The sequence below is a fragment of the Actinomadura sp. RB99 genome (assembly GCF_014706005.1).
GTDB lineage: Bacteria > Actinomycetota > Actinomycetes > Streptosporangiales > Streptosporangiaceae > Spirillospora.
Genome location: NZ_JABMCA010000034.1, coordinates 41,581 through 64,818 on the forward strand (window position 1 = coordinate 41,581; position 23,238 = coordinate 64,818).

At 71.1% G+C, this 23,238-nt stretch carries 18 protein-coding genes; 6 read left to right on the plus strand and 12 right to left on the minus strand.

Annotation, left to right across the window (positions count from 1 at the left end; translation table 11 throughout):
* Positions 1 to 54: 54 nt before the first annotated feature.
* Positions 55 to 654: a TetR/AcrR family transcriptional regulator gene (locus tag amrb99_RS27345; RefSeq protein ID WP_190861238.1), complete on the minus strand. Its 600-nt coding sequence runs from the start codon at positions 652 to 654 to the stop codon at positions 55 to 57.
* A gap of 128 nt (positions 655 to 782) precedes the next feature.
* On the opposite strand from amrb99_RS27345, the gene amrb99_RS27350 reads away from it, so the two are divergent.
* Positions 783 to 1,538 (plus strand): SDR family oxidoreductase, encoded by a 756-nt coding sequence (locus amrb99_RS27350; RefSeq protein WP_190861240.1) that lies wholly within the window; start codon positions 783 to 785, stop codon positions 1,536 to 1,538.
* Positions 1,539 to 1,662: 124 nt separating this feature from the next.
* Positions 1,663 to 2,412 (plus strand): SDR family oxidoreductase, encoded by a 750-nt coding sequence (locus amrb99_RS27355; RefSeq protein ID WP_190861242.1) that lies wholly within the window; start codon positions 1,663 to 1,665, stop codon positions 2,410 to 2,412.
* A gap of 459 nt (positions 2,413 to 2,871) precedes the next feature.
* On the opposite strand, the gene amrb99_RS27360 is transcribed toward amrb99_RS27355, so the two are convergent.
* Positions 2,872 to 3,891: a C45 family peptidase gene (locus amrb99_RS27360; protein WP_206700127.1), complete on the minus strand. Its 1,020-nt coding sequence runs from the start codon at positions 3,889 to 3,891 to the stop codon at positions 2,872 to 2,874.
* 683 nt (positions 3,892 to 4,574) lie between these two features.
* Here amrb99_RS27360 and amrb99_RS27365 point away from each other — a divergent pair.
* Complete coding sequence (locus tag amrb99_RS27365; RefSeq protein ID WP_190861244.1) at positions 4,575 to 5,150, plus strand: GNAT family N-acetyltransferase; 576 nt, start codon at positions 4,575 to 4,577, stop codon at positions 5,148 to 5,150.
* A 1,451-nt stretch (positions 5,151 to 6,601) separates the two neighbouring features.
* Here amrb99_RS27365 and amrb99_RS27370 read toward each other — a convergent pair.
* The 3 genes from amrb99_RS27370 to amrb99_RS27380 all read right to left on the minus strand — a co-directional run bounded on the left by amrb99_RS27370 (position 6,602) and on the right by amrb99_RS27380 (position 10,184).
* On the minus strand, positions 6,602 to 8,050 hold the full coding sequence (locus tag amrb99_RS27370) for a sialidase family protein (RefSeq protein ID WP_190861247.1): 1,449 nt from the start codon (positions 8,048 to 8,050) through the stop codon (positions 6,602 to 6,604).
* Positions 8,051 to 8,443: 393 nt separating this feature from the next.
* Positions 8,444 to 8,776 carry a hypothetical protein gene (locus tag amrb99_RS27375; RefSeq protein ID WP_190861249.1) on the minus strand — a complete coding sequence of 111 codons (333 nt, stop codon included), beginning with the start codon at positions 8,774 to 8,776 and terminating at the stop codon, positions 8,444 to 8,446.
* Between the two features lie 469 nt (positions 8,777 to 9,245).
* The gene (locus tag amrb99_RS27380; RefSeq protein WP_190861250.1) at positions 9,246 to 10,184 is read right to left on the minus strand and encodes an alpha/beta fold hydrolase; all 939 of its coding nucleotides are present in this window, start codon (positions 10,182 to 10,184) and stop codon (positions 9,246 to 9,248) included.
* A gap of 282 nt (positions 10,185 to 10,466) precedes the next feature.
* On the opposite strand from amrb99_RS27380, the gene amrb99_RS27385 reads away from it, so the two are divergent.
* Both amrb99_RS27385 and amrb99_RS27390 read left to right on the plus strand, forming a co-directional pair.
* Entirely contained in the window at positions 10,467 to 11,057 is a 591-nt protein-coding gene (locus amrb99_RS27385; protein WP_190861252.1) for a TetR family transcriptional regulator, read from the plus strand.
* A 251-nt stretch (positions 11,058 to 11,308) separates the two neighbouring features.
* On the plus strand, positions 11,309 to 12,187 hold the full coding sequence (locus amrb99_RS27390; protein ID WP_206700128.1) for a GNAT family N-acetyltransferase: 879 nt from the start codon (positions 11,309 to 11,311) through the stop codon (positions 12,185 to 12,187).
* On the opposite strand, the gene amrb99_RS53325 is transcribed toward amrb99_RS27390, so the two are convergent.
* Both amrb99_RS53325 and amrb99_RS27400 read right to left on the minus strand, forming a co-directional pair.
* Positions 12,182 to 14,701 carry a tetratricopeptide repeat protein gene (locus amrb99_RS53325; protein ID WP_190861255.1) on the minus strand — a complete coding sequence of 840 codons (2,520 nt, stop codon included), beginning with the start codon at positions 14,699 to 14,701 and terminating at the stop codon, positions 12,182 to 12,184. The two genes, amrb99_RS27390 and amrb99_RS53325, sit on opposite strands and share 6 nt — an antisense overlap.
* On the minus strand, positions 14,702 to 15,286 hold the full coding sequence (locus amrb99_RS27400) for a hypothetical protein (protein ID WP_190861257.1): 585 nt from the start codon (positions 15,284 to 15,286) through the stop codon (positions 14,702 to 14,704).
* Positions 15,287 to 15,666: 380 nt separating this feature from the next.
* Between amrb99_RS27400 and amrb99_RS27405 the strand changes: the two genes are divergently transcribed.
* Entirely contained in the window at positions 15,667 to 16,611 is a 945-nt protein-coding gene (locus tag amrb99_RS27405) for a zinc-binding alcohol dehydrogenase family protein (protein WP_190861258.1), read from the plus strand.
* Positions 16,612 to 16,810: 199 nt separating this feature from the next.
* Here amrb99_RS27405 and amrb99_RS27410 read toward each other — a convergent pair whose 3' ends face one another.
* The 5 genes from amrb99_RS27410 to amrb99_RS27430 form a co-directional block, all read right to left on the minus strand.
* Entirely contained in the window at positions 16,811 to 18,748 is a 1,938-nt protein-coding gene (locus amrb99_RS27410; protein WP_190861260.1) for an FAD-dependent oxidoreductase, read from the minus strand.
* A gap of 51 nt (positions 18,749 to 18,799) precedes the next feature.
* Positions 18,800 to 20,362, minus strand: a complete 1,563-nt coding sequence (locus tag amrb99_RS27415; protein WP_190861262.1) for a cytosine permease — start codon at positions 20,360 to 20,362, stop codon at positions 18,800 to 18,802.
* A 131-nt stretch (positions 20,363 to 20,493) separates the two neighbouring features.
* Entirely contained in the window at positions 20,494 to 21,348 is an 855-nt protein-coding gene (locus amrb99_RS27420) for an SDR family oxidoreductase (RefSeq protein ID WP_190861264.1), read from the minus strand.
* Positions 21,341 to 22,090 carry an SDR family NAD(P)-dependent oxidoreductase gene (locus tag amrb99_RS27425; protein ID WP_190861266.1) on the minus strand — a complete coding sequence of 250 codons (750 nt, stop codon included), beginning with the start codon at positions 22,088 to 22,090 and terminating at the stop codon, positions 21,341 to 21,343. The genes amrb99_RS27420 and amrb99_RS27425 overlap by 8 nt, the downstream gene beginning before the upstream one ends.
* Entirely contained in the window at positions 22,087 to 22,890 is an 804-nt protein-coding gene (locus tag amrb99_RS27430; protein WP_190861269.1) for an SDR family NAD(P)-dependent oxidoreductase, read from the minus strand. Before amrb99_RS27430 ends, amrb99_RS27425 begins: the two co-directional genes overlap by 4 nt.
* Positions 22,891 to 23,238: the final 348 nt, after the last annotated feature.

Sequence of the window (23,238 nt, forward strand, 5' to 3'; positions counted from 1 at the left end):
CCGCGACATGCGGAAGCTAGGCCCGGCCTACGCCGCCGAAGTCGGTCCGGCGAGTCAGGCGCGGAGGGCGTCGATCAGGGCATCGACGGCGGCGAGCGCGGCGGTCGTGTCGAGTCCGGTGCGGGAGACCAGGGAAAGGCCCTGGACGGTGAACAGCAGCAGCCGGGCCTGGGCCTCGGGGGTGGCGTCCCGGGTGACCTCGCCGTCGGCCTGCGCGCGCCGCAGCGCGTCGGCGACGATCTGGGTGAAGCGGGCGTGCGAGCGGGCCACGATCTCGCCGGCCTCGGCATCGTGCGGGACGAGTTCGGCGGTGGTGTTGCCGATCATGCACCCTTGCGGAGCGCCGACGTCGGAGGCGAACTCCTGCGCCCGGACCGGGTTGGCGAGCACCTCGCGCAGCGCCGGCAGCACCGGCCCGGCCTCCAGCGCCGCAACCAGCTCGCGCTCGTAGGTATCCCAGTAAAGCTGGACCGCCGCCAGGTAGAACTGCCGCTTGTCGCCGAAGGCGCCGTACAGGCTGCCCCGCTCCAGGGCCAGCGCGTCGACGAGGTCCTGTACGGAGGTGGCTCCGTAGCCCCGGGACCAGAACAGCAGGAGCGCGCGCTCCAGCGCCTGTTCCTTGTCGAATGCGCGGGGGCGTCCGGTCCGTGCCATGCCTCCAGGCTACGACTTTTTGACCGCGTGCACAAAAGCTCGTATGGTGACGTCCGCAGGACTTCTTGAACAGCCACACATAAGTCCCTCGGCGCCCGCGCGCGCCGGGCGACGAGAGGCAGGACGACATGGACTTCACCGGGAAGACGGCGCTGATCACCGGATCGGGCGCCATCGGCGGGCTCGGGCACGCGACGGCGCGGATCCTCGCCGCAGGCGGAGCGAACGTGATCACCACTGGCACCGACCCGGACCGTGGCGCCCAGGTCGTGGACGACGTGCGGAGCGCGGCCGCCTCCGCCGGAGCGGCCGGCACCGTGCGCTTCGTTCCCGCCGACCTGGCAGACCCGCAGGCCGTGCAGCGGCTGGCCGACGACGCCGGGGCGGTGGACATCCTCGTCAACAACGCGGGCGTCGTCCCGTTCAGCGCGACCGCCGACCAGGACATCGCCGACTACGACGCCGCCTTCGCGGTCAACGTGCGCGCACCGTTCGTCCTGACCGCCCGGCTCGCGCCGAAGATGGCCGCCGGCGGGGGCGGCAGCATCGTCAACGTCAGCTCCACCGCGGCCGCGCTGGGCATGCCGCCGATGGCGGTCTACGGCGCCACCAAGGCGGCGCTGGAGTCCTTGACCCGCACCTGGGCGGCCGAGTTCGCCACGTCGAACGTGCGCGTCAACGCCGTGGCGCCCGGCCCGATGACCACCTCCAAGGTGGTGGCGGCCATGGGGCCCGACCTCGGCGGCATGGGGCTGACCACCGCTCTGAAGCGCGCCGCCGACCCGGCCGAGGTCGCCCAGGTGATCGCCTTCATCGCCGGCGACCAGGCCAGCTACATGACCGGTGCCATCGTGGCCGCCGACGGCGGCCGCACCGCCATCTGACCTGCGTCACGCCTGCCGCCGACACGGCAAGGGCGGTACGGCGTTCTCCGAGATGGCGGGGACGACCCGTCATCGTTGCCGGCTACCAAACCACGCATCTTGGCGAGTGAGAGGAATGAGTTCGATGGGTCGTCTTGAGGGAAAGCACGCACTGATCACGGGCGGGACGGGCGGCATCGGGCTCGCGACCGCCCGGGAGTTCCTCGCCGAGGGAGCGACCGTCGCGATCACGGGACGCTCGAAGGAACGGCTGGACGAGGCCGCCCGCCAGCTGGACGGCCCGCTGCTGCCCATCCTCAGCGACGCCGGCGACACGCCCGGCCAGGCGGCGCTCGCGGCACGGCTGCAGGAGGAGTGGCCGAAGCTCGACATCCTGATGAGCAACGCCGCCGACGTCACCCACCTCCCGATCGAAGCATGGACCGAAGAGGCATTCGACAAACTCGTCGCCACCAACCTCAAGGCACCGTTCTTCCTGATCAAGGACCTGCTGCCGCTCTTCTCACGGCAGGCCTCGGTCATCCTCGTCGGCTCGGTCTCCGCGTTCATCGGACACGAGAACGCAGCGGTCTATGGCGCCGCCAAGGCCGGCCTGCTCTCCCTTTCCCGCGGGCTGACCTATGAGCTGAAGGACCGGGGTATCCGTGTCAACGGCCTGAGCCCGGGGCCGACCGTCACCGACACCTTCAAGCCGCTCGGCCCAGAGCGACAGGCCGCCATCTACGACGAAATCCGGAGGACCGTGCCCCTCCACCGCCTCGGCACCGCCACCGAGTTGGCCAAGGCGGCCGTCTACCTGGCCTCGGACGAGTCGGCCTACACAGCCGGCACCGTGCTGCGCGTTGACGGCGGCATCGGGGAGCTCGCGTACTGATCTCCTACACCGCGACTCACCCAGGCCAGCGTCGCCCCTCTTGTGCGCACCGGTCGACGCTGCGGCGGCCTCCCGCCCCCACTCGGCTCACCATGAGCGTCATCCCACACCGCCACGGGTGCTTCCTGGCTTGACCTGCCGGAACGTTAGGCAGCGTGGCAGACGGCTGGGGGCGGGAGCGAACGTCGGGCTGAAGGTCCGGCAGACTCGACGGCCGCCATACGCTGGGCCGCTCCGGCGGCATTGGGACGCTCGTCAGCACCACCTGAATTCTGATGCGGAACCTGCCGTGACGGCCGTGGACCAGGCACCGCGCCCGAGACTCGTATAGCCAGATTTCGGGCCGCCTGCGTCACCCACGAGGCGGTCGGACGGGTAGTGGCACGCATTCGGGCGCCGGATCGATCCCGGCGCGACGGCGCCCGATCGTCCCGCCACCGTCCCCGCGTGCGCGGTGCGTCAAGGGGTGTCGTTCCCATCCCGCTTCCCCAAGGTGACGGTGCGTGCTCCTGGAGAGAAGCGGGTGAAGGACTGCTCCCAGTGCTCGCCGGGCCAGTGGTACGTCACATGGCCCCTGGTGGGGCGGTAGCGCGCTGTGTACACCGTGCCCAGCCACTGGTCGTAGCCGTACTGGTAGAGCGGTGGTCGCAGCATCGCCGTCACGTCAACTCCCGCCGCTTGCACGGCGGCCAGTCGCCTGCGGGTCCCGGTGGATCGCTCCTGCTCGTCTGGAACCGGTAGGTGCTGGTGGTTGGTGGCGCAACTGTCGGCCGCTTCGATCAGCGGGATGTCGGGCCCCACAAAGACCGTTACGGCCTGGTTCGGGTCGACGAGGGTGACGTTCTGCGGGATCGCGACGGGTATGGTGCGCAGTCTCCCGATCGCTTCATCAACGGCCTGGCAGGTTTCCAGCAGATAGCGCAGCACAAGGGGGATGGCGAATCCCGGCCCGTGGACGAACCGTCCGCCGAAGGTGAGTGAGATCGCGAGACCGGCGTCGTTCATACCGTCCAGCAGGCCCCATCCCGCTTCTTGCATGCCGATCACGGGCCGGAGGAAATGGGAGGAGACGATGGTGGCTTCGCAGTGGTCGGGGGCGAAGTCGTAGTTCCTGAGCAACGCGCCTTTGCCGCCGATCTGGGTGCAGCCGGAGAAGAACGGCCGCACCGCGGCCAGCGTGAGAAGGGTGCCCGCCCATGGAGTGGCCAGTTGGCCGGAGAGCCGGTCAAGCGCTGGGACCAGTTCGGGCATGTGGACCTCGAACAGCCTCCGCGCCCGCACCGCGCCCTGCGGGGTCCGGCCTTCCTCGGTCAGCCGACTCTCCGCGCCCATCATTGTCGGCCGGACGTGCGCGGCCCAACGCCCATCGCCGCCGTCGCCGATCTCGATCGCATGAAACGTCTTGATGTATTGACTCATGCCAGCAAACTCAACTATTTTTTCGGCCCTTTTTTCAATCCGTGCGGGCGTCTCCAGCAAGCGCAGCGTCCGCAGGATTCACCATGACTTGAGCTGGGCGTTCACACGTTCTGCGGGCGCGCGAAGCTCGGCGTGTCGACGGTCGGCGTCCTTCTGTGGTTCGGGCTTGTCACGTCCCTTGTAGGACATGAGGGTCGTGAGCGCTGGCGCCCTGGTAGGCATTGTCGGCCAGCACGAGCAGTCCGGCGGCCGCCAACGTCCGGATGACGCCCTAGGTGCGGGCCGCGCCCAGGTCGTGGACCGAGCCGCAGCGGCCCTGGCACCCACAGCAGGGCACCCGTCCAGGGCGGCGGTGACCTGGTGCTGCTTCCCCAGGCAGTACGGCTGGTCGGCGGCGACCCGGTCGATCGCTGGCGGCACCGAGTTGGGGCGACCGGGTGACCAGCGCGTCGATGGCCTCGTTGACGTAGCGCCACGCGTTGGTGGTGGAGACGACGAAGCCCGCGCCCAGTTCGGCGAAGGTCTCGACGTTCCGCAGCAACCACACCGACCGCGACCATCACGTGATCACCTGAACTTCGATGCGGCGGCGACTCCACTTGATTCTCGGAACGCTGGTTGCCAAGAGCCCTGGTCGCTTCGGTGTCCCGTCAGTTCCTGTAGGGCGATCGCCGCGTCGGTGTGGGACGTCGCCCGCAGTAATCCGTTTTGTGTCACCACGGCTCTCTGCCAGCATGAAGCCCATGCGCCACCCTCTTGACACGCTGGACTGGCCGATTTCCACCGACCGACTGCTGTTGCGACGGGCCACTCCCGACGACCTGGACGCGACCTGGGTCTTCCGGCAACTGCCGGAGGTCCACGATTGGGTCACGGCCGCCACGGCGACGTACGACGACTACCGTGAGCGTTTTCTCCGTGAGGAGCGACTCGCAGACCTGATCGTCGTCGAACTGGACGGCCGGGTGATCGGCGATCTGACGCTGCAGGTTCAGGACGCTTGGGCCCAGGAGGAGGTCGCTGACCAGGCGAAAAGCGTCCAAGGAGAGCTCGGGTGGACGTTGGATCCCTCCTACGGCGGCAAGGGCTACGCCACCGAAGCGGTACGCGCCCTCATCGACGTCGCCTTCAGGAGTCTTGGCCTGCGCCGCCTGCACGCGGAGTGTTTCTACGACAACGAACCATCGTGGCGGCTGATGGAGCGGGTTGGGATGCGCCGCGAACAGCACACGGTGAAAGACTCTCTCCACCGCACCAAGGGATGGCTCGACGGTCTCTCATACGCGCTCCTGGCCGAGGAATGGCCCGTGTCCGAGTGATGGACCGCCCCGCTGCCCGATCTCAGTAGCGTTGACACAGTCCCATCGACTGACGCACTGCAGGCCGGGCGGCAGTACCCGGCTCTTGCTGCCGCTCTTCTTGCGGTGCCGGCAGACGACGCTGGCGGCGTAGGCCGGGGTCTGGCGCGACAGCGGCAGCGAAGCACGAAACAAAAGCATGCGAAGCCCCTGATGCAGACGAGCGATTGTGAGGGATCAACCGTCCCACCAGGGGCTTCTCGACGTCCCACCAAGCCACACCCACCGCGACCATCACGTGATCAGCAGTCCCCGCACCGCCGCTGACAAAGGGCTCAGTACACGTGCGCGACCGCCCGTTCCACGACCTGGCGTTGGGTGCCCACACCACCCCGCGCTACGTGTCGTGATCGTAGCCGCGGCCGCGGTGACGGACGGGTCGCCGCGCTGCCTGGCGTCACCGCCGTGACCGGCGTGCTGCACGTCGAGGGCGCCGTCGGCGCCGCGTCCGCGACCATGCCCCGAGTACCACGTCCGAGCGCCGCTGAAGCCGCCCGCGCCTGCCCCGAACTGGCAACACCGCTTGGAGCAGTGGAGCCGCAGACTCGGCCGAGACGATCGAGGCGGCCGCTGCCGGCGGAGTACGCGAGATCATTCGTCAGGGTGCCGCGACGCAGCTGTGCACCCGCCGACGCCGGTTCGCTCGCCGACCTCGCCCGAAAGACTGGGCGTACTCGGAGTCATAGGCCATGAGCACACCACCTCATGCTCGTGCAGTCGCAGAAGGAGCGCCGGGAACCGTGCTCGCGGTGAGGGCCATTCCTCGCGCCAGCAGCGGGACGGATGCACCTCCCATCGCGCACATCACGCTGGAGCTGGTGCCGCTGTTCATCAGCCCGGGCATTGACGATCCCCTGGTCGTCCCGTGATCTGCCGTCGGCATGCACTCCCGCTCACCCGCGCGGGAGCGGCGAACCGCCAGCGATCCAACGCATCATGACTGAGGTTCGCGGTGGCACAGTCCAGCCGGTGGAGCCATCAGCCGCCTACGTCTTCGCCCCTCGGCTGCAATAACACCGTGGGGCCATGGGAACCGCCGCACTTGAGTGATCCCTGACCAGAGGCGGCTCGCATTGGCGCCCCGCATCGGTGGTGCTCGGCCGACACGCCGGGCCGCCGACCAAGGACGGGGGACGGAGCACGGGCACTGCCGTAGAGGCGACCGCGCTCCGTGGCGGCTGCGCTCAGCGACACCAGCGATTGCAGAATCATGCGACGTCGTCGATGGTCATTCGCCGAATCCGCTGATCCGCGCCGTGGCGGGCGCTCCGTATCCCGCGTCCGCGCCGCTCACCCCTGCCACTCGACAGTGAAGCGGGACGAAACCCGCTGTTCGGAGGTCGGCCGAGCGCGGCCGGACCGCGTGCGACCCGCCGGGGGCCGGGAGCCCCCGACGGGTCGCGTCCGGCTGGTCAGTTGTAGAAGGTCGCGCTGTGGATGTCCACCGGGTTGGCGGTGTCGCCGGTGGCCACGCCGTAGACGGCCACGAACGCGGAGCCGGTCGAGAGCAGGCCCGTGTAGTCACCGAGCATCCGGCCGGAACTCGTCGACGGGACCGCCCGCGCGTCGAACGGGCCCTCGATGTGACGCTCGCGCCACGCCCCGGGTTTCGTGCAGTCGCTCCCGCAGGTCACGGCCCAGAAGTCGGTGGGCAGCGTGGCGGCCGAGGTGTTGTTGCGGAAGTCGTAGTACGTGACCGCCAGGGCGCCGCCGGGAGACACGGCGATCGCCGGGACCGCGGCCGAACCGGTGGGGGTCTTGTCCACGCGGACCGGGCTGGACCAGGTCTTGCCGTCGTCCGTGGACCGGGCGTACGCCACGTGGAAGGTGCCGTCGGCGTCCTGGGTCGGCCAGACCGCGTTCACGACCTTGCTGTTCGGCTGGGCCGCCAGCAGCGGCAGCGTCGCGTTGCGCACCGGGTCACCCGAGTTGTCCGGGTCAGGGATCTTGGTGCCCACCGCGAAGGGGGCCGCCACGTTCAGCGTCGGCGCCGACCAGGTGCTGCCGCCGTCGGTCGAGCGGATGACCTGGGTCGCGGCGGTGGTGTTGGTCTCCTGGTGCAGGCCCATCACCAGCGTCCCGTCGGCCATCGGGACCAGCTCGGTGCCGATGGCGCCGCTGTTGGCGGGGAAGTCGTACACCTTCTTCGTGGTCCAGGTGTGCCCGTCGTCGGTCGACTTCGCCATGTAGACCGGCTGCACCCAGTCTCCGTTCGACTGGGTGTCGGCCCGGTCCCACACCGCGTAGACCACGCCCGGGTGGTACGGGTCGGCGGTGATCGCCGGACGGTCGTTGAAGAACTCGGGGTTGTCGTCCCGCTGCAGCGTCGCGGGAGCGTCCCAGTGCTTGCCGCCGTCACCGGACCGCGACACGAGGATGGCCGTCACCTCGCCGGTGCGCGACAGCGAGAACGACGCGGCGATCGCCGCACCGGACGGCGTGACCGTGATCCAGTGGTCGGTCGTCACGTCGTAGTCTCCGCCGTTGGCCGCGGTTCCGCCGTTGCAGCGGGAGAAGGCGGGCTGGTTAGCCGACGGATGCCAGGTCGCACCGTAGTCGTCGGAGACGGCGGTGACGGCCCCGTTGCTGCCGTACCGATTCCACCGGTCCTGCTGGTACACCGTGACGAGATGCCACGGCCGCTTCGGGTCCCGCGCCACCATGGGCTGGACCTCGGTGTTCGGGTTGAGCACGTAGCCGTCGCCCGCGGGCAGGCCACAGCCCGCCGGCAGCGCGCTGGTGCCCGAGACGGGCACCACGCCGGCGGGGTCGGAACCATCGGCTAAGGCGGGCTGAGCCGCAGCGATGCAGGCGAGCACGGTGGCCGCAGCGGCCACCACCGACCTGGGACGTCGTTTCAACGGTGTCTTCCTCACTTCGGGGGGTGTCGCCGCAGAGGCGCCGGGACGTGCGGAAGCCGCCACCGGCGCGTTCCCAGCGGCGCCAAACGGCACGACCGACCCTACAGTTCCATGATCAAAAATGTGCCGCGGTCGGCGGAGTCGACGGCATCGGTAGGAGGTGTGATCGGGGAGCGCGCGATGGCCGGTGCGAAGGACTCCAAGAGCGGTCCGCGTCACGAGCGGGTCGTGTCGACCTTCGTCATGCTCAGCCAGAACCCAGGGCAGGCGGTCAAGAACACCGCGCCGAGTGCGGTGCGTCGTCGGGCGGGTTGGTGCTACTGGTGAACACCTGCTGGTAGTCCCATGCACGGGTGGCGCTGCCCCAGGACAGCGGGACTCCGCTCCCAGAACCTAGTCCGCGCTGACCAGCGGGCAACGCGACGCGACGGCGCCGCCGATCTGCTGAGTCGCGAGCATGCCGGGCAGCCAGCGCGGCGCCTCGCCCCGGCAGGGGCTCACCGTCGTCCGACGTCCGCTCCCGGACGGCGAGCAGCCCGGGACGATGACTTCGGGCCCGGCTGGCGAGCCACGCGCGGGCCTCGGCGTGGCTCGCGGGGCGATCCGCCCGTCCGATCGGACGCGGAGCCTGTCGGAACCGCCGCCCGACTCCGCCAGCAGCGTGCGCACCTCGGCGCGCGCCTCGACGAGGTACGCGGTCGGGGCCGTGTTGAACCAGGTCCGCACCGCCCGGTGAAGACGGTCCTTCGGGGCGCCCCGGCGGCTCGGCGGGCGCGGTCGCCAGCGATGAGCACGGCGATACCTACGCCGGTGCAGGTCGACGGATGCTCCGCGAACACGAGCAGCAAGCCGCGCCCGACGACCAGATGGACGCTCGGGCGCCGGATGTCGGGACGCATGCTGGGGCTGATCCCGGCGGAGCACGACAGCATCCCACTCCGGAGGCTGGGTCCCGGCCGCCAGGATCAGAAGGCGCGGCAGCACGCCACCGCCTCCTCTGCGGCACGCCTAACTGCCTGACTGCGCACGCGTGGCGGCCACGGTACCCCCGGCGCCGCTCTACCGCCGGATGCGGCCGGTGCGGATCTATTCGACGACGCGATCGGCCGTGTCCTGAATGGCCTCCTGGGCTGAAACGCGGCTTCAAGTGAACGGCACCGGGGAGATCGGGCGGCGCTCGTGACATCGACCGGTGTCAGTCGCCGTCGAGGACGAAGTCGGCTATCGCGGCGGCGACGGCGTCGGGCTGCTCGTCGGGGATGAAGTGTCCGGCGTCGGGCACGACGACCCCGGTCGCGTCGTCGGCCCATGGGCTGACGGAGGCCGCCATGTCCGGGATGGAGCCGTGGCTGCTGGAGATTCCGAGGATGGGCACGGTGAGGTGCTGCCGCTCGAGCACCTGGTGGTTCTTGCGCGCCGACTCGGCGGCGTCCCGGTAGTAGGCGAGGGAAGCGCGGAGGCCACCGTCGACGGCGACGGCCGCTGCGTAGTGGTCGAGCTCGGCGTCGTCGAACGTGTCGGGTGAGAGGACCTTCGTTTTCAGGAACCAGCCGCCGTAGTCCCGTTCGCGGCCGGCGAGCAGCGTCTCGGGCAGGTCGGGCACAAGGTGGAACGCGAAATGCCAGGTCTTCCACGCCCTCTCCGGGTCGGTGGGAATCGCTTCCGGAAGGGTGATGCCGGGAATGCCGGCGTCGAGCAGAGCCACCCCGCGCAGTTGGCTCTCGAATTGGAGCGCGAGAGAGAAAGCAACCCAGGCGCCGATGTCGTGGGCGGCCAGCCAATAGGTCGACACCCCGAGAGCCTTCACGGCCGCGTGGACGTGCGCGGCGACCGTGTGCGTGTCGTAGCCGCACTCCGGACGCTCGGAGTGGCCCTGACCCGGCAAATCGATCGCGATGACGTGGAACCGGCCGGCGAGGCTGGGCATCACCTTTCGCCAAGCCCACCAGGTCTGCGGGAATCCCGCGAGCAGGACGACAGTCGGGCCGGTCGGCCGACCGCCTTCGACGGCATGAAGGCGGACGCCGTCCGCGTCGACCCAGCGGTGATCGAATCCCGCCAGATCGTGCAGGGGCAGGTCGGGGACAGGGTTGCTTTCGCAGGCGCGCCAAGCGCTGGTCGCGGGGTCGGTCACGGGGATTCTCCATCGGTGTTAGGTGTGCTGGTTCGGTGCTTCGCCCGCGGGTTAGGCCCGCGGATGCGGTGCAGATGACGAGAGCGGCCGGCCATGAGGACGGTGCAGATGAGGACGACGGCGGCCGGGACTCCGTGGCCAGCTTGTCGCGCTGCCGCGAGGTGCGAGGGACGCCCTGCCATGACCATGCCCGGAGGCTAACACATCTTGAACTGTTTAGTTCAAGATAGGATGGTGCGCAGCGCAGCCCGAGACATCGACACACCGGCAAGGACGTGCCACGTGGCAGGCAAGAAGCAGTTCGACATGGACGCGGCGCTCGACGCCGCGATGATCCAGTTCTGGCGCGCCGGCTACGCCGACACCTCGCTAGACGATCTGTCCCGGGCGACCGGCCTGAACCGCAGCTCCATCTACTCCTCGCTCGGCGACAAGGACACGCTCTTCCTGCGCTGCCTGGAGCGCTATGCCACGCGCTACGGCGACAAGTACGACGCCGCCCTGTCGTGTGCGGCCTCGGAGCCCCTCACAGCCGTTCGCGCGTTCTTCGACGTCACCCTCGAGCGCATCGCCGATCCCGAACTGCCGGATGGATGCCTGGTCGCCCAATCGGCCATGGCGATCCCGGTGCTGAGCCCGAGCATCGCGGCGCACGCGAAGGAGGCGCTGGGCGTCCAGCGCCTGCGTCTGCGCACCGCGCTGAAGGCCGGCCGATTGACCGACCAGGACGCCGAGGCCTTCGCCGAACACGTGGCCGCCGTGAACCAGTCTCTCGCCGTCATGAGCAGAGCCGGGGCGAGCCCGGCGCAACTCCTGGCCATTGTGGGCGTAACCGTCGACGCGCTCGCACAGGCGTTGCGCACGCGCGACTAGCGCCCCAGGTCGCCATCAGCCGAACCAACCACCCGCCCAAAGTACGGGACCAGGATCAACTGGCGATGGCGATCATGACGGCCAGTCGCTCCATGTCGGCGGCCAGGGAGTTGGCCATGAGGCTTTTCAGCAGGGACGACGAACCACTCCGGGCGCGGCTCGAGCGATACCCCGTACACATGTTCGAATGCCGTCGAAAATGCGCGTGACGTCCGTCTCATCCCTGCGGGACCATGCGTCCCATGGACTCCGTGCGGATCAGACTCATGACACCGGACGACCTGCCCGCCGCCCAGCGCGCCTCCGACGCCGCCTTTCTGGAGGCGGACCGGATGCACCGGCGCTGGGACGAGCCGGAGCCCGAGCCGCTGGACGAGGCCGCGGCCCGCGCCTGGATCGAGGGGATCGGCCACCACGTCGCGACCGACCCCGGCGGCTGCTGGGTCGCCGAGGCGGGCGGCGGCGAGATCGTCGGCCTCGCGGTCGCGCAGAACCGGGGCGGCGTCTGGTACCTGGCCGTTTTCAGCGTCCTGCCGGGCCTCCAGGGCAAAGGCGTCGGCCGCAGGCTCTTCGACGCCGCCCTGGCGCACGCGGGCGACCGTCCCGGCCTGATCTCCTCGTCGCCGCACCCGGCCGCGACCCGCCGCTACCGCCTCGCGGGTTTCGCACTGCACCCGCTGATGAGCATGACCGGACGCGTCGACCGCAGCGTCCTGCCCGCGATCGACGGCCTCCGCGAAGGACGCCCGGACGACTTCGAATGGATGGACGTGCTCGACGTGACCCTGCGCGGCGGCCCCCACGGCGCCGACCATCCGCACATGCTGGAGCGGCGGCGGCTGATCGTCTCGTCCTCCCCCGGCGAGCGGCCCGGCTACGTCTACCTCGACAAGGACGAGGGGAATCCGATCCTGCTGGCCGCCGCGCAGGTCGAGACCGCCGAGCGGCTCCTGTGGGAGGCCCTCGCGCACACCCGGCAGAAGGCCGTCATCAGCCACATCACGGCCGGGAACCCCTGGGCCATCGACATCGGCCTGGCCGCCCGCCTCGACCTCGGCCGGGATGGCTACCTCGCCCTGCGCGGGATTCCCGAACCGGCGCCCTATCTCGCAAGCAGGCATCATCTATGAATGATCAGGGTCCGGGCTGATGCCGGCTCGGCGGGTCTCTTCCAAAGCCCGGCGGGCGATGGTCTCGCCGGGCTCGTCGCCCACCTCGGCGAAGCTCTCCACGGCCGCCAGCCCCACCGCGATCGCTTCCTCGAACCGCCGCGCCTGCCGCAGTGCGTTCCCCAGGTTGGTCAGGGCCGTGCCTTCGCCGTGCCGGTCGCCGAGCTCGCGGCAGATGGCCAAGTCCTGCTGGTGGGCGGCGATCGCCTCGTCGAAGCGCCCCATCTCGACCAGCGCGCTCCCCAGGTTGCCCAGCACCGTGCCTTCGGCTTGCCGGTCGCCGGTCTCGTGGTAGAAGGCGGCGGCCTGCTGGTGGGCGGTGACCGCCTCGTCGAACCGTCCCGCCTCGACCAGCGCGAGGCCTAGGTCGTTCAGCGCCCCGCCTTCGCCGTGCCGGTCGCCGAGATCGCGGAAGATGTCGGCGGCGTCCTGGTGGGCGCTGATCGCCTCCTCGAACCGCCCCACCCCGGCAAGCGCGCTCCCCAGGCTGTTCAGTGCCGTGCCTTCGCCATGCCGGTCGCCGAGCTCGCGGAGGATGCCGGCGGCGTCCTGGTGCGCCGCGACCGCCTCCTCGAAGCGCCCCACCTCGACCAGCGCGCTCCCCAGGTTGCCCAGCGCCCCGCCTTCACTGCGCCGGTCGCCGAGATCGCGGAAGATGTCGGCAGCGTCCTGATGGGCAATGATCGCCTCCTCGAACCGCCCCACTCCGACCAGCGCGCTCCCCAGGTTGTTCAGTCCCCCGCCTTCGCCATGCCGGTCGCCGGTCTCGCGGAAGATGGCCAGGTTCTGCTGGTGGGCGGTGATCGCCTCGTCGAACCGCCGCACCTGGGCCAGCGCGCTCCCCAGGTTGTTGAGCGCCCCGCCTTCACTGCGCCGGTCGCCGAGCTCGCGATAGATGGCGGCGGCGTCCTGGTGGGCCGTGACCGCCTCCTCGAACCGCCGCACCCCGACCAGTGCGAGCCCCAGGGTGCTCAATGCTCCACCTTCGCCGTGCCGGTCGCCGGTCCGTGCGGCGGTGTCGCGGGCGAGGGTCGACAGGGTGATCCAGTCGTTGAACAGCCGCCGCCAATCCAGGAAGCGGGCCAAGGCCAGGGCCAGGGTGACGGTGGTCTTGGGGTGGCCGGTGTCGGCGGCGGTGCGTGCGGCCGCGGTCAGGTTGGGCAGTTCGGTGTCCAGCCACGCCAGCGCCTGCTCCCGGGTGGCGAACCCGCGGGCGGCCGGGTCGGCGGCGGTCGGGTCCAGATGGGCGTCGGCCGCTCTGGTGGCGGCGAGGTAGTGGTCCAGCAGGCGGTGCAGGGCCTGGTCGCGCTGGTCGGTGTCGGCGTGTTGCAGGCCGAGGGTGGTGGCGTACTGGCGGACGAGGTCGTGCATTCGCCACCGGTCGGGGGCGGTGCCGCGTTCGATCAGGTGCGCACGGGCCAGGTCCTTCAACCTCTTTCGGGTGGTTGGTTCGTCTTGGCCGGTGAGGACGGCGGCCGCGGTGGTGGAGGTGTCGGGGCCGGGGTTGACGGTCAGCAGCCGGAACAGGTGCCGCTGGTCGGGGGTGAGGGTGCGGTAGGACAGCTCGAACGCGCGCCGCACGCCGTCGCGTCCGTACGCCAGTCCTTCGATGGGCTGGACCTGGTGGAGTTCGCTGGTGAGGGCGATGGGGGTGTGGCCGGGGTCTTCGGCCAGCAGCGCTGCGGCGATCCGCAACGCCAAGGGCAGATACCCGCACGCCTCGGCCAGGGCGGCGGCGCCGACAGGGTCGCCGGGGATGCGGGTGTCGTGGGGGTGGGCGATGCGCAGCGTCTCGTCCAGCATCGCCACCGCGTCGTCGACGTCCAGGACGTTCAGGTCGAGCAGGCGGGCGTCGAGCATGGCCAGGGTGTGGCGGGAGGTGACGATCGCGGCGTTCCTCCCGTCGGTGGGCAGCAGCAGTTCGGCCTGGTGGGGGGTGTTGACGTTGTCGGCGACCACCAGGACCCGGCGGCCGCGGGCGGCGAACTCGGCCAGGATCGACCGGAAGACGCGCGAGCGGTCCTGGGCGTGGGTCGGGATGTGCTCGCCCGGGACGCCGAGGGCGCCGAGCATGCCTTCCAGCACCTGGCCGGGGTCGCGGCGGCGGTCGTCGTCGTAGCCGAACAGGTCGGCGAACAACACACCGCCCGGAAACCAGCCGCGCCGCAGCGCCGCCCGCGCGGCCTGGACGGCCAGTTCGGTCTTGCCCACTCCCGCCAGGCCGCCGACCGCGGTCACCACGACCGCCTGCGCTCGCTCGGTCCCGGCCTGGTCGGCGGAAGCGGTGGGCGTCAGGGAGTCCAGCAGCCGGTCCAGGTCGCGTTGCCGTCCGGTGAAGGCGGGCGAGCCCGCGGGCAGTCCCGAGGTCGCCAAGGACACCTGCGGCGGCAGCATGACCGTGATGTCGCGGCCCAGGATCGCCGGGCCGACCACGATCCCACCCGAGATCTCGTTCCGGGTCTGCGGCACCGGCACTCAAGCCTCCGCCGACGCATCGTCGGGCCGATCCCGTGAGGCGCGCCCGGCCGCCTCATCGGAGGGGTCCTCAACGGGCCGGGGAGAGGCAGGCGAGGGCTGCGCGGCGCCGGGTGCAGGCGTTCCGTGAGAGGTCACGGCGCCGCTGATGTCACGGCCCATCACCAGCGGACCGTAGTTCATCCCGCCGCTGAAGGTGTTGGACACCGTCCCGTCCGCTGACTCGTCCTCCGACTCAGGGCTGCCCGCGGACCCGGACTCGGACTCGGCGCGGGGCGGCGGGGCAGGGGCAGTCGGCGGCGTGGAGGCCGGCGAGCCGGAGGTGACCGGACCGCTGATGTCGCGGCCCATCACGAGCGGGCCTACGTTGGTTCCGCCGCTGAAGGTGTTGCTCGTAGCGGCGGCAGAAGGATGGGGCCGAAGGGGCAGGGCCATCACGGACGCGGCCAGCGCCGCGAACGCGCTGAGCACGCCGGCCAGCCATCCGGCCTGCTCCAGCCCCTGCACCAGCCAGAACACCGCCAGCACCACCGCGGCCACCACCGCGACCGCCACGCCCGCCCACGCCAGCACGCGTCCGCTCATGGCGGCATCATCACCCTTGCCGTCCGGTCAGGACGCGTCCTTGGACACACACGCCCACAAACGGCCACGCCAAAAGCCCGCGCCGGGGTGGCCGGGGGCCGGTCAAGCGGCTATGGATCTGTGCCAGCGGGACCGAGGCCCACCGTTATACGGGCCCAGAAGTTCCTGACCGAAACCCCTGAGTCATCGACGGCGGCTGCCCCCGGCCCCGGCGCCGAGCAGCATGAACTCACCACTTAGCCTGCTGAAACAGGGTCACGCGGCGGCCGATCCGCACACCGCTTCGCTGCCTGTGAACCTCATTGCATCAATCGAACGAGCTCATCGACCCCGGACCCTGCTCCTCACGTCACAGGGTCCGTAGCGCGCTGGAGTCCGTCATGCTCGCTGCCCGCCTGCACGGGTGGAACACCGCCCCGGCCGTCGAGGAAGTCGCGCCACCGTACCCAGGGGACCAGGAGGTGACCGTCGACATCGAGGCCGCCGCCGTCACGCACCTGGACCTCACCCTGATGTCCGGGACCTTCGCCTACCGCCCCGAACTGCCGTTCATTCCCGGCGCAGCGGGCATCGGCACCGTCAGCGCGGGCGACGACTCGCTGCTCGGACGCCGGGTCCTGGTCCGGGGCGGCGGTATCGGCCTGGAACGGCCCGGTACCTGGGCCGAGCAGGTGACCGCCCCGCTCACCGCGGTACGGACCATCCCCGCCGACGCCGACGCCGCGCTCGCCGCCACCTGCTACTCCCCCATGACCACGGCCTGGGCCGCCGTCGACCCGGTCGGCCACGTCGCCGAGGGGGAACGCGTCCTGGTCACCGGCGCCTCCGGCGGCGTCGGCTCGCTGGCCGTCCAACTCGCCGCCCGGGCCGGCGCCCACGTGATAGCCCTGGTACGCGACGAGAACAAGGCCGCCTCCGTACCCCCGGCCGCCCATGAGGTCCTCATCGGCCGCGGCCCCGAGGCTCTGACCTCGGCGGCTGCCGACGGGGGCGTCGACCTGCTTCTCGACACCATCGGCGGCGACACCCTGCCCGCCCTCCTGCCGGCCATGCGCCCGGGCGGACGGGCCGTTCTCATCGGCTACGTCGCCGGCAAGACCCTCACCCTCGACCTGCCTTCCCTCTTGGCCCAGGACATCAGGCTGCTCCCCTTGAACATGGTCCGCCGACCCGTCCCCGACGAGGTCTTCCACCGTCTGCTCACCGACCTGACCGAGCAGCGCCTGACCCTGAACACCACCGCCTACCCCTTCACCCGCATAGCCCAGGCACTCCAAGCCCGCACCGGCGGCAACGTGGCAGGCACCGTGGCCATCACCATGTGACGACCCTCAAGCCACGAGAACGGACACCCCAACCAATCAGTGCGCGATATCCACCGACCCGCAGATCGCGCGGACCGGCTATGGAGATCCCCGCCCGCCCGGTGCCTGCGCGAGGCTCATCCCGGGCGGGCGGTGGTCCGGTGCGCCGTCCTCTGGTCCTTGGTGCGGTCGGCCGAAGCCCGCCGCCGCGTCCGGAGGTTCAGATGAGGCGGGACGTCCAGAAGGCGGCGTGGATCGCGTCGAACACGCGGCCGGGCCTGTCGGCGGAACCGATGGTCCGCGCCGGGACGCCGGCCGCGTCCAGCTCGGCCTGCAGGGTGCTCCTCGAGGGTTCCCTGCCCAGCGCGACGACCACGGCGTCGGCCTCCACCAGGCTCTCGGCGCCGTCCGACCGGACCCGCACGCCCTTGTCCTCGATCGCGGTGGCCTCGTGGCCGAGCCTCACTTCGGCACCGGCCTTGACGAGGAGTTTGGGCAGTTCCTCGGCGTCGTAGTGGACCTCGTCGCCGCGGATGAGCGAGTCGCCCCTCTCCAGCACGGTCACGCGGGTGCCCTCCAGTTCGGCGACGCGCATCGCGGTCTCGACCCCCTGGAAGCCGCCGCCGACGACGGCGACCGATCGTCCCGCCAGCGCCTCCGCGTGCGCGGTGACGTCGTTCGGGCCGATGACCAGCGCCGTGTCGGAGACCGGGCCGGGGAACGGCCGCTGCGGGGCGCCGGTGGCGAGGACGACCTCGTCGAATCCGTCGGCGAGGGCGGCCGCGTCGGCCGCGGCCCTCCTGATCTCGATGCCGCGCCGTTCCACCTCGTGCACCAGGTGCCGGCGCAGCTCGGCGATGTCGATCTTGAACGTCGAGCCGACGGCGTGGTTGAGGTCGCCGCCGAGCTCCCGCGGCTCGAACAGCACGACCCGGTGGCCCCGATCGTGCAGGATCGCGGCGGCCCGCAGCCCGGCCGGCCCGCCGCCCGCGACGGCGACGCGCTTGGCGGCGGGCGCCGTCCCGATCGGGAAGCGCCCCTCCTCCACGACGGTCGGGTTGACCGTGCAGCCCACGCTGCGCTGGGCCTCCAGGCCCCGCACCAGGCAGCCGTCGTTGCAGCGGATGCACGGGACGATCTCCAGGTGCCGTCCCGTGCGGGCCTTCTCGGGCCACTGGGGGTCGGCGAGCATGGCGCGTCCGACCGAGACGAGGTCGGCGCTGCCCGAGGCGATGATCTCGTCCGCCACCTCCGGGGAGACGAGCGAGCCCGAGGCGATGACCGGGATCGACACGACGGGCTTGATCTTCTCCCAGCCCCAGCGGTGGAGCTGGCGCGGCATGAACCAGGAGCTGGCCTCGTAGTGCTGCAGGGCGTGGTGGCCGCCGGAGGCGTGGACGACGTCGACGCCGTGCTCTTCCAGCAGCCGGCACAGCTCGACGGTCTCCTCGATCGTGATGCCGTCGGGCTCGTAGTCGGTGACCGAGAGCCGGACGCTCAGCGGGAAGTCGCGCGGCACGCGGGCGCGGACGCTGTCGACGATCTCCAGCAGGATGCGGCGGCGGTTCTCCGCGCCGCCGCCGTACTCGTCGGTCCGCTTGTTGGTGTGCGGGGACAGGAAGTTGGTGATCAGGTAGCCGTGCCCGGCGTGGATCTCCACGAGGTCGAAGCGCGCCGCGTGGGCTCGCGCCGCCGCCTCGCCGAAGCTGCGCACCACTCCCCCGATCTCCTCGATCGTCATGGGTGTGGGCCGGATGCCGAACGGCATCTCGGCGACGTCCCAGGAGGAGTCCGACGCCGACTTCATGGGAGCGGTGCCGAGGAAGCGCTGGCGGCCGCTGTGCACGAGCTGCAGGCCGGCGCGGGCGCCGCCGGCCCGGATCTCGTCGGCGAGCCAGCCGAGGCCCGCGACATGGTTCTGGTTGGAGGCGCCGGGCTGCCCGTGGATGGACTTGGCCGCGTCGTCGTCGACGTAGGTGTACTCGACCATGACGAGGCCGGCTCCGCCCTCGCCGAGCGTCCGGTAGTGGTCGATCGTGCGCTGGGTGACGGTCCCGTCGGGGTTGCAGGTGCCGGTCGTGTTGGGCGACTTGACGATGCGGTTGCGCACCTTCAGGGTGCCGATCGTCACGGGCTGGAAGAGGCTGTCGAATGCCATCGGTGCTCGCTTTCCTGGGTGTGTCCGGTAAGTCGGCGGCGGTCCGGTGGGTCAGCGGCGCCGGGCCAGCGTGGCGGTCGCGCAGCCGTCGCAGACGGGGGCGTCGCCGGCCGCGGGCTCGCGGTCCATCTCGAGGACGACGTAGGACTTCGCGCAGCGGTGGCACTCGGCCCGCGTCGCCGCGGCGTCCTCGACCTCCAGGCGCGGATCCGGCCTGGCGGAGACCGCGAGCGGGCGCGCCTTGACCGCCAACGCGTAGAGGACGACGCTCAGCACCAGCGCGACGACGGGTGCGCCCTCGGCGAGCAGTGCGGGCACGCCGGGGCCCTCCGCGCAGTAGATGCCGGTCCCGGCCGCGACCAGCCAGACGGCCAGCCCCCAGGTGACGCGGGGCAGCCGCAGCGCACGGAACTCCGGCCCGGAAGCGCGGTCCCCCGGCACGAGCGCGTAGTGGGTGACGGCGATGCCGACCCAGCTGACGAGGAACACGCCCTGCCAGGTGAGGGCCCTGTTCAGGTAGCTGAAGACGTCGGTGAGCATCAGCAGGAAGACCACGGCCGTGGTGGCGAGGACCAGGGGGATGCGTCCGAGCCGCCGCCCGGTCAGGCCGGCGATGAGGCGTTCCCAGTTCGAGGACGCCTGGTAGTAGTTCAGGCTGTTGATCCTGGCCTGCGACACGACGATGAGGACGAGCCCGGCGGCACCGAGGGTGGCGATGATCGCCTCGACGACCCCCGTCTCGGCCGCCGGCCGGTCGGGGATGGCGGCGCGGACGAGGAAGATGCCCGCCGCTCCGTTGGCCGCGAACAGCAGGACGTAGAAGACCCAGCCGAAGGTGACGTGCTTGTGGAAGCGGTCGTCCTCGGGCTTGGCGAAGCGGGCGAAGTCCACCGTGGTGGGCATCGTGAGGTAGATGCCCATGTAGAGGATGACGCTCAGCAGCCAGCCCGGCATGGGACGGGCCTCCGGCGGCACGAGGCCCTGGAAGGAGAGCCAGCCGCCGCCGTCGAACCTGACCGCGGCGACGATCACGGCGACGACGATGCCCACGAGGTAGAGGGGCAGCAGGACGCCGTTGAGGCGGGCCATCCACGTCTGCACGCCGCCGAGCATCAGCGGGAGCATGACCAGGGCGACGATCGCGTACCAGACCCGGACGTCCCAGCCCGGGGTGTAGTGCTCGAACGCGACGGCCAGGGTGCTGCTCTCGAACACCGCGTAGTAGGTGGTGTTGGCCGCGACCAGGAGGGCGGTGAGCGAGGCGCCCACGACGCCGAACATCCGCCGCGACAGCAGCGTGCTGTTGAGGCCGCTGCGCCGGGCCCACCCGGCGAGCAGCATGTTGATCAGGCTGTAGACCGCCACCGAGACGCCGATGGCGGTCAGCGCGGCGGAGGTGCCGTAGAGGCCGGCGGCCAGGGCGCCGTAGAACAGCCAGACCATGGCGCTCAGCAGCGACCAGAAGGACATGGTGAGCTGCCAGCGCCCGACTCTGGCGGTGGGCGGGACGGCGTGGCTGGTGTAGTCGTCCGCGCGCTGCTCGGCGACGACGTCGGGGTCGTCGGTGGTGCTCGTCCGCAGCGGCGGGAGGGTGTTCTCCGGGGCCAGCGACATGGTCGCTCCAAGGGCATGAGGGGGTGAGTGGTTCCGGCCATCGGCCGGATGGATGCGTGCCGGATGAATGCGTGCCGGGTAATGCATGTGCGGCCGTGGCCCCCGTCGCAGCCGCCTTACGTTTTCGCTGGTCAGGACCTCAGTGCAGCCGAATCCAGGTCGGTGCCGCCGGCGGGGCGGCCGATGCCGCGGACACCGAACCCGCTGTCGGTCCACACGCACTCGCCGGTCGTCAGCGGGGCCGCGTCGGAGGCGAGGTAGACGAAGGCCCCCGCGTGATCGGCCGGTTCGGGGATGAACCCCTGCGGGATGACCTGCTCCGCGCCGGGCAGGACGGCGTCGATGGGGTCCTGGCCCAGGGCGGCCAGTCCCTGCATGCGGGTCCTGGCCACCCCGACGGCCACGCCGTTCACCCTGATCCGCGGCGCGAACTCCCAGGCGAGCTGGCGGACGATGCCGAGGTCCGCGTGCTTGGTCGAGACGTACAGGACACCGTCGTCGACCGCGCGGTAGCTGGCGATGGAGCAGGAGAAGATCATGTTCCCGCCGGTCTCCAGCAGCGCGGGCAGCGCCGCGCGCGCGCCGAGCAGATACCCCTTGACGTTGATGGCGTAGATCTCGTCGATCGCCGCCTCCAGCCGGTCCAGCGGGATGCCGGCCAGCGGGAGGTTGCCCGCCCCGACGCCGGCGTTGCCGACGAACACGTCGAGGCGGCCGAAGGCGTCCACCGCGTCCCGGACGGCCCGCTGGTTGTCGGCCAGGCTCTCCGCCAGCCCGACCGTGGCGTGCACGGCGTCTCCGAACTCCTCGGCGGTCGCCGTGGCGCCTTCGGCGTCGCGGTCCAGGATCGCGACCTTCGCTCCCGCCTCGACGTAGGCTTCCACCACCGCGCGCCCGATTCCGGCGGCACCGCCGGTGACGAGGGCGACCTTGCCCGCGAGCGCCGGCCCGCCGCTCTGGCAGCCGGGTACGTGACGACTAGGCATGTACAGCTCCTCCGTTGACATCGATGACGGCTCCGGTCAGGAACCCGCTGCCCTCCCCCACCAGGGCCGGGACGAGTGCGGCGATCTCCTCGGGCGCGCCGAGCCGGCCGACGGGGATCCGCGCGGCCAGGTCCTGTTCGGTGAGCCCGGAGGCGGCGGCGTAGTCGAGCAGGTGCTCGGTGCGGACCGTCCCGGGGTTCAGCACGTTCGCGGTCACCCCGGTCCCCGCCGTCTCCACGGCGAGCTGGCGGGTGAAGCCGGCCAGGCCCGCCTTGGCCGCCACGTAGCCGATCGCGTTGCCCGCCTGCGGGGCGGCGGCGACGACGGAGCCGATGTTGAGGATGCGCCCCCAGCCCCGCCGCACCATCCCGTCCAGTACCGCCTGGCACATCAGGAACGGCACGGTGAGGTTCAGCTCGATCTGCCGGTCCCAGTGCTCGCGCGAGGTGTCCGCGGTGGTCGTGGCGTCGACGAAGCCGCCCGCGTTGTTCACGAGGATGTCGACGCGGCCCGCCGCGTCGATGAGCGCGTCGCGGCCGGACGGGGTCGTCAGGTCGCCCGCGCAGGCGGTGGCGGTGCCCTTCGCGCTCAGGCTCGCGGCCTGCGCCGCGAGGCGGTCGCGGTCCCGGCCGCCGAGGACGACCGCGGCGCCCTCGGCGACGAGCGCGCCGGCGATCGCGGCGCCGATGCCGCGGCCGGCGCCGGTGACGACCGCCACCCGGCCGTCCAGCCGCCCGGTCATCCGGCGGCCCGTACGCGTCCTCCGGGGCGCGCGATGCCCCGGATGCCGAGGCCGCTGTCCGCGGTCACCATCGTGCCGGTCATCACGGCCGACTCGGAGCGGGACGCCAGCAGGGTGAAGATGCCGCTGTAGGCGTCGATGCCGGGGATCTCCTGCAGCGGAAGCGCCTCCTTGGTGCCGTCGAGGACGGAGTCCGTCGCCGCCTGCCCGAGTGAGGCCGCCCCCCGCAGGCGGGTGGGCGCGACGCCGGGCGCGACGCCGTTCACCCGCACGTCCGGAGCGAGCTCGTACGCCAGTTGCCGGACGAGGCCCTCGACGGCGTGCTTGGACGCCGTGTAGAGGACGCCGCCGCCGGCGGCGTTGGATCCGGCGAACGATCCGGTGAGGATGACCGAGCCACGCGACTCCACCAGCGCGTCCAGCGCCGCCCGGACGCCCAGGATGGGCGCCAGGACGTTCACGCCGAACAGTTCCTCGAAGCCGGCCTGGAGCCGGTCGCCCGGGATGTCCTCCAGCGGGCGCGCGGCGTCGGTGATCCCGGCGTTGCCGACGAAGACGTCGAGCCGGCCCCAGGTGTCCAGCGCGGTCCGGACCGCCTGGACGTTGCCGGCCCAGGACCGGACGTCGGCGACGAGCGGAACCACGCGGTCTCCCAGCTCGGCCTTGAGCTCGGTGACCTTCTCCGACACGTCCACGGCGACGACGCGCGCCCCTTCGGCGGCGTACCGGGTGACGACGGCCCGGCCGATCCCGGAACCGGCCCCGGTGAGGACCACGACCTGCCCTTCCAGCGAACCCACAGCAGTTCCTCTCACTTCTCGACGAGCCGCCACATATGCATACAGAAGTACATTCAGTTTTGTATGCACATATGGAGCCCCAAAGGACACGCCCGGTCGGCGGGCGGCCGGTCGGCGCCCGGGAGCGCGTCGGCGCCCGAGGGACCGGCGGCCACCGCGGCGACCTCCCTACCCGAAGGTGCCCACACTTTTGCATACACTTCGAACGCGGAGCAAGGGTCGCAGGAAACCCGCAGGTAAAACTCTCCTCACCTGGCGTTCTCCCACCTCCACCGCCCCCGCATCGCCACTCCGCGATCGGCCTGCGCTGCGCGGGCATCGGTGTCGGCGATCCCGGCGGTGAAGGAG